At 60.8% G+C, this 8,339-nt stretch carries 5 protein-coding genes; 2 read left to right on the top strand and 3 right to left on the bottom strand.

Annotation, left to right across the window (positions count from 1 at the left end):
• From GVK95_RS20025 to GVK95_RS20015, 3 genes are all read right to left on the bottom strand, one after another.
• On the bottom strand, positions 1 to 3,105 hold a 3,105-nt coding region (locus GVK95_RS20025; RefSeq protein ID WP_159952442.1), incomplete at its 3' end, for an error-prone DNA polymerase.
• Entirely contained in the window at positions 3,102 to 4,562 is a 1,461-nt protein-coding gene (locus GVK95_RS20020; RefSeq protein WP_159952463.1) for a DUF6504 family protein, read from the bottom strand. The genes GVK95_RS20025 and GVK95_RS20020, both read right to left, overlap by 4 nt.
• Entirely contained in the window at positions 4,534 to 5,295 is a 762-nt protein-coding gene (locus GVK95_RS20015) for an ImuA family protein (protein WP_159952464.1), read from the bottom strand. The genes GVK95_RS20020 and GVK95_RS20015 overlap by 29 nt, the downstream gene beginning before the upstream one ends.
• Before the next feature lie 242 nt (positions 5,296 to 5,537).
• On the opposite strand from GVK95_RS20015, the gene GVK95_RS20010 reads away from it, so the two are divergent.
• Both GVK95_RS20010 and GVK95_RS20005 read left to right on the top strand, forming a co-directional pair.
• Complete coding sequence (locus tag GVK95_RS20010) at positions 5,538 to 7,604, top strand: ATP-dependent helicase (RefSeq protein ID WP_159952441.1); 2,067 nt, start codon at positions 5,538 to 5,540, stop codon at positions 7,602 to 7,604.
• 9 nt (positions 7,605 to 7,613) lie between these two features.
• Entirely contained in the window at positions 7,614 to 8,291 is a 678-nt protein-coding gene (locus tag GVK95_RS20005; RefSeq protein ID WP_159952440.1) for an SOS response-associated peptidase, read from the top strand.
• Positions 8,292 to 8,339: the final 48 nt, after the last annotated feature.

Here is an 8,339-nt window from a genome sequence, read left to right as displayed (position 1 = left end):
TCGCGATCCGACGCTCGCTAGCTCACCGGACAGGTCGGTCAACCGGTGGGCAACGAGGTGCACCACCTCGCCCTCGCGCTGGATCTTGCCATAGACGCCGATCATGCCGGCGCCAAGCACGACGCGCCTGTATTTCTCGAATATTTTCACCCAAACCACGAGGTTGGCATGGCCAGTCTCATCCTCGATGGTGATGAACATGACACCCTTGGCAGAGCCCGGCCGCTGACGCACCAGCACCAAACCGGCGGACTCCAGCCATTTGCCATCGCGGGCATTCATTGCGTCCTCGCAAGTGACCATGCGCCGCTTCTTGAGATCATCGCGCAAGAAGCTCAGCGGATGAGCGCGCAGGGTCAGCCCGACATGGCTGTAATCCTCAACGACTTCACCGCCTGACGTCATAGGTTTCAGGGCGACGGCCGGTTCCAGCGCTTCCGGAAGCAATGTTTGCTCGCGGGCGGCAGCAGCAGTGAACAAGGGCAGCGGTTCGTCGCGTAGGGCTTCGATCGCCCAGAGCGCCTCGCGCCGTGAAAGCTTCAGCGCTGGCTGAAACGCATCGCCTTCGGCCAATTGAACGAGAGATGCTGATGGGACACTCGCTCGGCACCAGAGATCGTCAATCGACTGGAAAGGCTGATCCTCGCGCGCCGCGACAATCGCCGCGCCATGCCTGTTTGCCAGCCCCTTGACCATCCGAAACCCCAGGCGCACTGCAAAGCGGTCATTATCCGCCGGCTCCAGTGTGCAGTCCCAGCGCGATGCGTTGATGCAGACGGGGCGCACCTCGACACCATGATGGCGGGCATCACGAACGATCTGGGCGGGCGCATAAAACCCCATCGGCTGAGCGTTGAGCAAGGCTGCGCAGAACACGTCCGGGTGCCAGCATTTCAGCCAGGAGGAGGCATAGGCGATCAGTGCAAAGGAGGCAGCATGGCTTTCGGGAAAGCCGTAACTTCCAAAGCCCTCCAGTTGGCGGAAGGTCTTTTCGGCAAAGTCGCGCTCGTAGCCGTTGGCAATCATACCGTTGATCAGCTTTTGACCAAACTTCGAAACACCGCCCGTATGCTTGAAGGTCGCCATCGCTCGGCGCAACTGATCCGCCTCGCCGGCGGTAAAGCCGGCACATTCGATCGCCACCCGCATTGCCTGTTCCTGGAACAAGGGTACGCCGAGGGTCTTTCCGAGCACCTTCTCCAGTTCCGGTTTCGGATAGTGAACCTTTTCCTTGCCTTCCCGGCGCCTCAGATAGGGATGTACCATATCGCCCTGGATAGGGCCGGGACGGACGATCGCCACTTCGATGACAAGATCGTAAAAGGTCCTTGGCTTGATCCGCGGCAGCATCGACATCTGCGCTCTGGATTCTATCTGGAATGTACCCAGCGTATCGGCCCGCCGGATCATCGCATAGGTGCGCGGATCCTCCGGCGGAATGGTCGCAAGATCCATCCTGATTCCTTTGTGCTCCTCAAGAAGATCGAAGCCGCGCTTCATACAGGAGAGCATGCCCAGACCCAGCACGTCCATCTTCATGAACTTGAGGATGTCGATATCATCCTTGTCCCATTCGATGATCTGTCGATCTTCCATCGCGGCCGGCTCGATCGGAACCAGTTCATCGAGCCTGTCCTGGGTAAGCACAAAGCCGCCCGGATGCTGCGAATGATGCCGCGGCGTGCCGATCAGCTGCTGGGCGAGATCGAAGGCCAAGCGCAGCCGCCGATCCGTGGCGTTGAGATTGAGGTCGGTCGCCTGCTGTTCGCCGATGCCCTCTTTCCAGCCCCAGACCTGCGACGAGAGCATCTTGGTCAGATCTTCCGGCAGACCGAGTGCCTTACCGACGTCTCTGAGCGCACCCTTGGCCCGGTAGCATGTGACGACCGAACAGAGTGCTGCTCTCTGCCTCCCATATGTCGCGTAGATCCACTGAATGACCTGCTCGCGTCGCTCGTGCTCGAAATCGACGTCTATATCGGGCGGCTCGCGCCGTTCTTCCGAGACGAAGCGCTCGAACAGCAGGTCGCTGCGCGACGGATCGACGGAGGTGATGCCGAGCACATAGCAGACTGCAGAATTGGCCGCCGATCCCCTGCCCTGGCATAAAATGTCCTTGGAGCGGGCGAAACGCACGATCGAATTGACGGTCAGGAAATAGGGCGCGTAGTCGAGCCTGGCGATCAAAGCCAGTTCATGCTTCAGGATCTTTTCGACATCTTCTGGCAATCCTTCCGGATAGCGATCCGGCACGGCCTCCCAGGTCAACTTCTCCAGAGCTTCCTGCGCCGTCAGCCCTGGCAGCATCAATTCCTCCGGGTATTGATAGGCCAGCTGGTCGAGCGAGAACCTGCATCGCTCGACGATCTCAGATGCCCGGGCCAGCGCCTCCGGATAGCGCTTGAACAACCGGTGCATTTCCCCAGGCGGTTTCAGGTAGCGGTCGGCGAACTGCTGCTTGCGGCGGCCAAGCTGGTCGATGGTGCAATTGTGCCGGATACAAGTAACGATGTCCTGCATCAGCCGGCGGTCGCGGTCATGGTAGAGCACGTCGTTGGTGACGACCGTTGGCACGCCGGCCTGCGCGGCAAGATTGGTGAGCGCGTGTAGCCGGAGCTGGTCGTTCGGCCGCCTCCGCAACGTCAGGGCGAGGTAAGCACGGTCGCCGAAATCCTGCCGGAGCCTGCGTAGCCTGATCGCACAAAGATCATCGGCCAGATCCGGCAGCAGCACGACCAGCAGCCCCTCGCCAAAGGTGACGAGATCGTCCCAACCCAGATCGCACTTGCCCTTGCCTGCCCTCCCCTTGCCGAGCGACAGCAGGAGGCACAGCCTCGAATAAGCCGGTCGATCGGTCGGATAGACGAGAACGGAGAGATCGTCGCGCAAATCCAGGCGGCAACCGACGACAAGCCTGATGCCGGTCTCCCTGGCCGCCTGATGCGCCCGCACGATGCCGGCCAGGCTGTTGCGATCGGTGATGGCCAATGTGTCGATGCCGAGCGTTGCGGCGGTTGCAAAGAGGTCCTCGCAGGAACTCGCGCCACGCAGAAAGGAAAAATGCGAGGTCACCTGCAATTCGGCATATCGCGACGTCTCGCTCATGCGAAGATCCCCTGCAGGAACCAGTTGCCGGCACCACTGTCGGCATGTTCGCCGTCACCCTGGCGATAGATCCAGAAACGCTCGCCCGCCGCGTTTTCGACCACGAAATAGTCCCTGATGGCGCCCAGTTCCCTGTCGCGCTTCCACCATTCCCCGAAGACGCGCTCCGGACCGTCCGCACGCTTCACCACATGGCGACTGCCGCGCCAGGTGAAGCTGACCGGCGGATGATCCGGCAAGAGCGCCATGCACTGTATCGGCTCGGGATGGAGCAGAATCCGGGACGGCCGCGGCCATTCCACTGGCCAACCCAGTTCATCGTCTGCGGTGAGTGCAGGCACCGTTGCAAAAGAACGCTCCGGCACATCGCTCTCGACGGCGGCAACCCGATAGACGCGGTGACCGCGATTGACGATGACATCGATCAAACCTCCAATTTCCGCTTCGGGCTCCTCGATGAGCGACGATATCGTCTGCACAGCCTCCAGTGGTTCGCAATGTACGGCCGACAGCACCATGATCTCGATGCCGAACCCCGGATCGATCGTGTCGATCCGGTCGCAGAGCAGCCTGGTCAGGCGCTCGACATCGCGCACGGGTTTCGCCGTTCCCGCCCGGACGACAGCCAAGGTATTGTCGACACGGTGGAGAATAAGGTCGAGACGGCGAACACCGCACCCCTGCTCTTCAAGTCGTTGGCAAAGGCGCACCACAAGCATGCTGACATAGCGGCCGATAGTCTCAGTGGCCGAGATCGGTTCGGCAAAGGCACGTCGCGCTTCAATCGCTTCCACAGCCCGGATCGGATCGATCGGTTCCGCAACACGGCCAAACGCCTGGTCGAGGCGGCGGCCGATCTCTGGACCAAAGCGTAGGGTAAGCGGTGCGCGTGGCGTGGCCGCGAGTTCACCGATGCGGTCAAAACCGAGGGTGCGAAGCGCGGCAACAGTCCGGCTCTCCAGTCTCAGTGCCGCGATCGGCAGATCGAGCACTGCCTTCCCCGCTTCCCCTTCGGGAACGACGATATAGGGTTTGGCACAATAGCGGGCCAGTGCACGAGCCGCGCCCCAGCAGTCTGCGACGGCAGCGCGTGCGGTAAAATCCATCGCCAACAGCCGATTGATCATACCCGTCAACATCAATGTCTCGTCGCCATGCAGGTGGTCGGCCCCGGTCGTATCGATGACGATACCGTCTGGCGGATCAACTGCGACAATCGGCGCGTAGTTGCGCAGGAACCAGAGAGCGAGGCGACCAAGTTCCTTGCGATCCTCCTCTGGGCGCAATTCCTCGATGATCAGATCCGCGACCAGAGCCTGGGCCTTGCTCGCCGGCATGCCAATGCGCAATCCGGCAGCGAAAGCCGCAGCATTGGCGGCCGCCACCAGCCGACGGCTGCCTTCGCGGGCGATCATTACCAGTGGCTGGTCAGCCGGTGGCGCTTGTTGCCCAAGCATCCGACGATGGCGATCGGTGGGCCAGGTCGGCAGATAGACCGAGACGACCCTTGGCGTCGCAGGCTTCGACCACATAATCAGCACTTTCTGCGGCACGGCAACGAAGAAGTTCAAGATACCACCGGGCCCGGCCAATGCCTGGAACCGGTAGCGGTTGAGACGGAAGAACCGAGATGCGCCAGCGCGTCACGGCAGCCGTTGGGTGGCCAAAATCCGAGACATCCGCGTGGCGGCGCCAGCGGCGAATGGCAATGGCTGTTACACCCGACGTTTCGGCGGCGAGCTGCAGCCGGCGCGACGCTGTCATCGGCAGGCGCGCCACCTCACCGATGACAGCGCCCATGCCCCGACACCTAAGGCTTTCCTCAAAACAGTCGAGCACGCCCTTTTCATCGCGGCATTCGACCATTACGACACGGTTGTTCGACAGACCCGCCTGGACGATCCCCGGCATGAACAGGTCCTGCCTTGTGACGCACCAGAATACCTTGCCGGTGGTGCGCGCCGCAATTCCGGCAACGAACAAGGCAGCGGCCGCCCCGTCGAGCGCGCCGTTCCCGCCACCTGCGACCTCGTGCAGCGCACCGAGCGCCAGTCCGCCACCTGGCAGATGCCGGTCGATCTGATCTACACCGAAGGGCAAAACCTCGCGCGTACGGGCAGACCCGCCTTCCAGATGCAGTATGCGTTCCCGCAGCTCGGTGATAGCAATGGTTCGGGCACGATTTTGCATAATATGACTAGTCCGATCAGACCTTTTCAACGGGTGCAGGTTGCGGTATGTTCCTTTTTTGTTCTCTAATGTGCAATGAGTCAATCGGGCGCTTTCGCCGTTCGATCCAGCAGAAAGACCGGTGACGGTGATGACCATGAGAATCCATGAGCAAGATCAAGTGGATGGGTTTTATGCACAGGCAGGAAAAATTTCCTGCGCACCACGGCAAGTCAGAAGTGTCCGCGAGGGATAAAACCGGAATGAGCCTGGCCTATCTGGAGAAACTCAATGATCAGCAGCGGCTGGCTGTCGAGCATGGCGTAGCACTTGCTGACGGGAAGCTTGCCGGCCCGCTTCTGATCATTGCCGGCGCCGGGTCAGGCAAGACCAATACGCTCGCCCACCGGGTCGCACATCTGATCGTCAACGGCGCCGACCCGCGCCGCATGCTGCTGATGACGTTTTCGAGACGTGCGGCGTCTGAAATGTCGCGCCGTGTCGAGCGGATCTGCAAACAGGTGCTGGGCGCCAATTCCGGAGTGCTGACGGACGCGCTCACCTGGTCCGGCACGTTTCATGGGATCGGCGCAAGACTCTTGCGGATCTATGCAGAGCAGATCGGGCTCAATGTGGATTTCACCATCCATGATCGCGAAGACAGCGCCGACCTGATGAACCTTGCCCGTCACGAGCTTGGGTTTTCCAAGACCGAAAACCGCTTTCCAACCAAGGGCACGTGCTTGTCGATCTATTCGCGTGCGGTCAATTCGCAGGCACCGCTGAACGAAATCCTGCGCCAGCATTATCCATGGGTGGCGACGTGGGAAGAGCAGCTGAAGCGGTTGTTTGCGGCCTATGTCGAGGCCAAGCAGGCGCAGAACGTGCTCGACTACGATGATCTTCTGCTCTACTGGGCCCAGATGGTCAGCGACCCGGATCTGGCCGACGATATCGGCAACCGCTTCGACCATGTCATGGTCGACGAATACCAGGATACCAACAGGCTGCAGGCTTCGGTCCTGATGGCGCTGAAGCCAGGTGGCCGCGGCCTGACTGTGGTTGGTGATGACGCGCAATCAATCTATTCGTTTCGGGCAGCGACGGTTCGCAATATCCTCGATTTCCCGTCATCCTTCAGCCCGGCCGCCGACGTCATCACGCTTGATCGCAACTACCGATCGACACAGCCGATCCTGGCTGCTGCCAATGGCGTCATCGATCTGGCGCGCGAAAGCTTCACCAAGAACCTGTGGACCGACCGGCAATCACTGGAGCGGCCGAAACTCGTCACCGTCAAGGACGAGACCGAACAGGCGAACTTTATCGTCGACCAGGTGCTCGCCAACCGCGAAACCGGCATGACGCTGAAGCAACAGGCGGTACTGTTTCGCACATCCAGTCATAGCGGTCCGCTCGAGGTTGAGCTTACCCGCCGCAACATTCCCTTCGTCAAGTTCGGCGGGCTGAAGTTTCTCGACAGCGCGCATGTGAAGGACATGCTGGCCGTCCTGCGGTTTGCGCAGAACCCGCGCGATCGTGTTGCCGGTTTCCGGCTGCTGCTCATGCTGCCGGGTATCGGGCCGAAGACGGCCGGCAATATCCTCGAGACAATCGCGGCCGACCCCGAACCGCTGCTTGCCCTCGCTGAAATCCCGCCGCCGCCCAAGACCGGAGAGGACTGGACAGGTTTCGTCCAGTTGCTGGCAAACCTGCGCAAGTCCGAAGATGGCTGGCCGTCCGATATCGGGCAGGCACGGCTCTGGTACGAGCCACATCTCGACCGTATCCATGAAGATGCCGATACCCGCAAGGCCGACCTGTTGCAGCTCGAGCAGATCGCCAGCGGCTACCCCTCGCGCGAGCGTTTCCTGACCGAACTGACACTCGATCCGCCGGACGCCACCAGCGATCAGGCCGGCGTACCCTTGCTCGATGAGGACTATCTGATCCTGTCGACCATTCATTCCGCCAAGGGGCAGGAGTGGCGCGCGGTCTTTGTGCTCAATGCGGTCGATGGCTGCATACCGTCTGATCTTGGGGCCGGAACCACGCAGGAACTTGAGGAAGAACGTCGGTTGCTCTATGTCGCGATGACACGCGCCAGGGACAGTCTTTCACTGATCACGCCCCAGCGATTTTTTACCCATGGACAGAACGCACAGGGTGATCGGCACGTCTATGCCGCAAGAACCAGGTTTATCCCGGCGATGCTTTTGCAATTCTTCGAAGTCACGACCTGGCCAAAGGTCTCAGCCGCCAGGTCAGAGCGAAGCACTCAGCAGATCCGCATCGATGTCGCGGAGCGCATGCGGGCCATGTGGAAGTAGGAAGATCGAATGTGCAATCTCTACAATGTGACGACCACGCGTGAAGCGGTTCTTCAGTTCACCAAGGCGATCAGGGATCACGCAGGCTGGAACGACGCCAGCTTCGACGTCTATCCAGGCTATCAGGCGCCTGTCGTCCGCGTCGCCGACGACAGGAACCGGGAGATTGCACGGGCGACCTGGGGAATGCCGTCACCGCCAGGCTATGTGAAGAATTATGATCCAGGCGTCACCAATATCCGCAATGCCGGTTCGCCTCACTGGCGCCGCTGGCTTGGTGCCACCAGCCGCTGTGTCGTGCCGTTCACCTCCTTTGCCGAACCGGACCCGGCCATCAAGGTCGAAGGCGGACGGGTCCCCAATGCCTGGTTCGCTGGCAACGAAGATCGGCCGCTAATGTTTTTCGCGGGGCTCTGGACTCCATGGAAGGGTGTACGCATAGTCAGGGACGGCGAGCAGGACTATGAACTGTTCGGGTTTCTGACGACCACACCGAACGAGATCGTCTCTCCCATTCATGAAAAGGCCATGCCGGCAATTTTGACCACGCCGCACGAGGTCGATACCTGGTTGACAGCACCCTGGGACGAGGCCCGTCATCTTCAGCGTCCACTCCCGGCCGATATGCTGGTGATCGTGCCACCTAAACCCAAGCCGACATTGGACGATGGAGGTCTCTTGTTGTGAATAGTGGGGGCCATCATCGGAAGGGCACCAAACTATCCGAACTGGGCG

It is taken from the genome of Rhizobium sp. 18065 (genome assembly GCF_902706095.1).
Classification (GTDB): Bacteria; Pseudomonadota; Alphaproteobacteria; order Rhizobiales; family Rhizobiaceae; genus Allorhizobium.
This window is presented reverse-complemented; position numbering and strand designations above follow the sequence as displayed.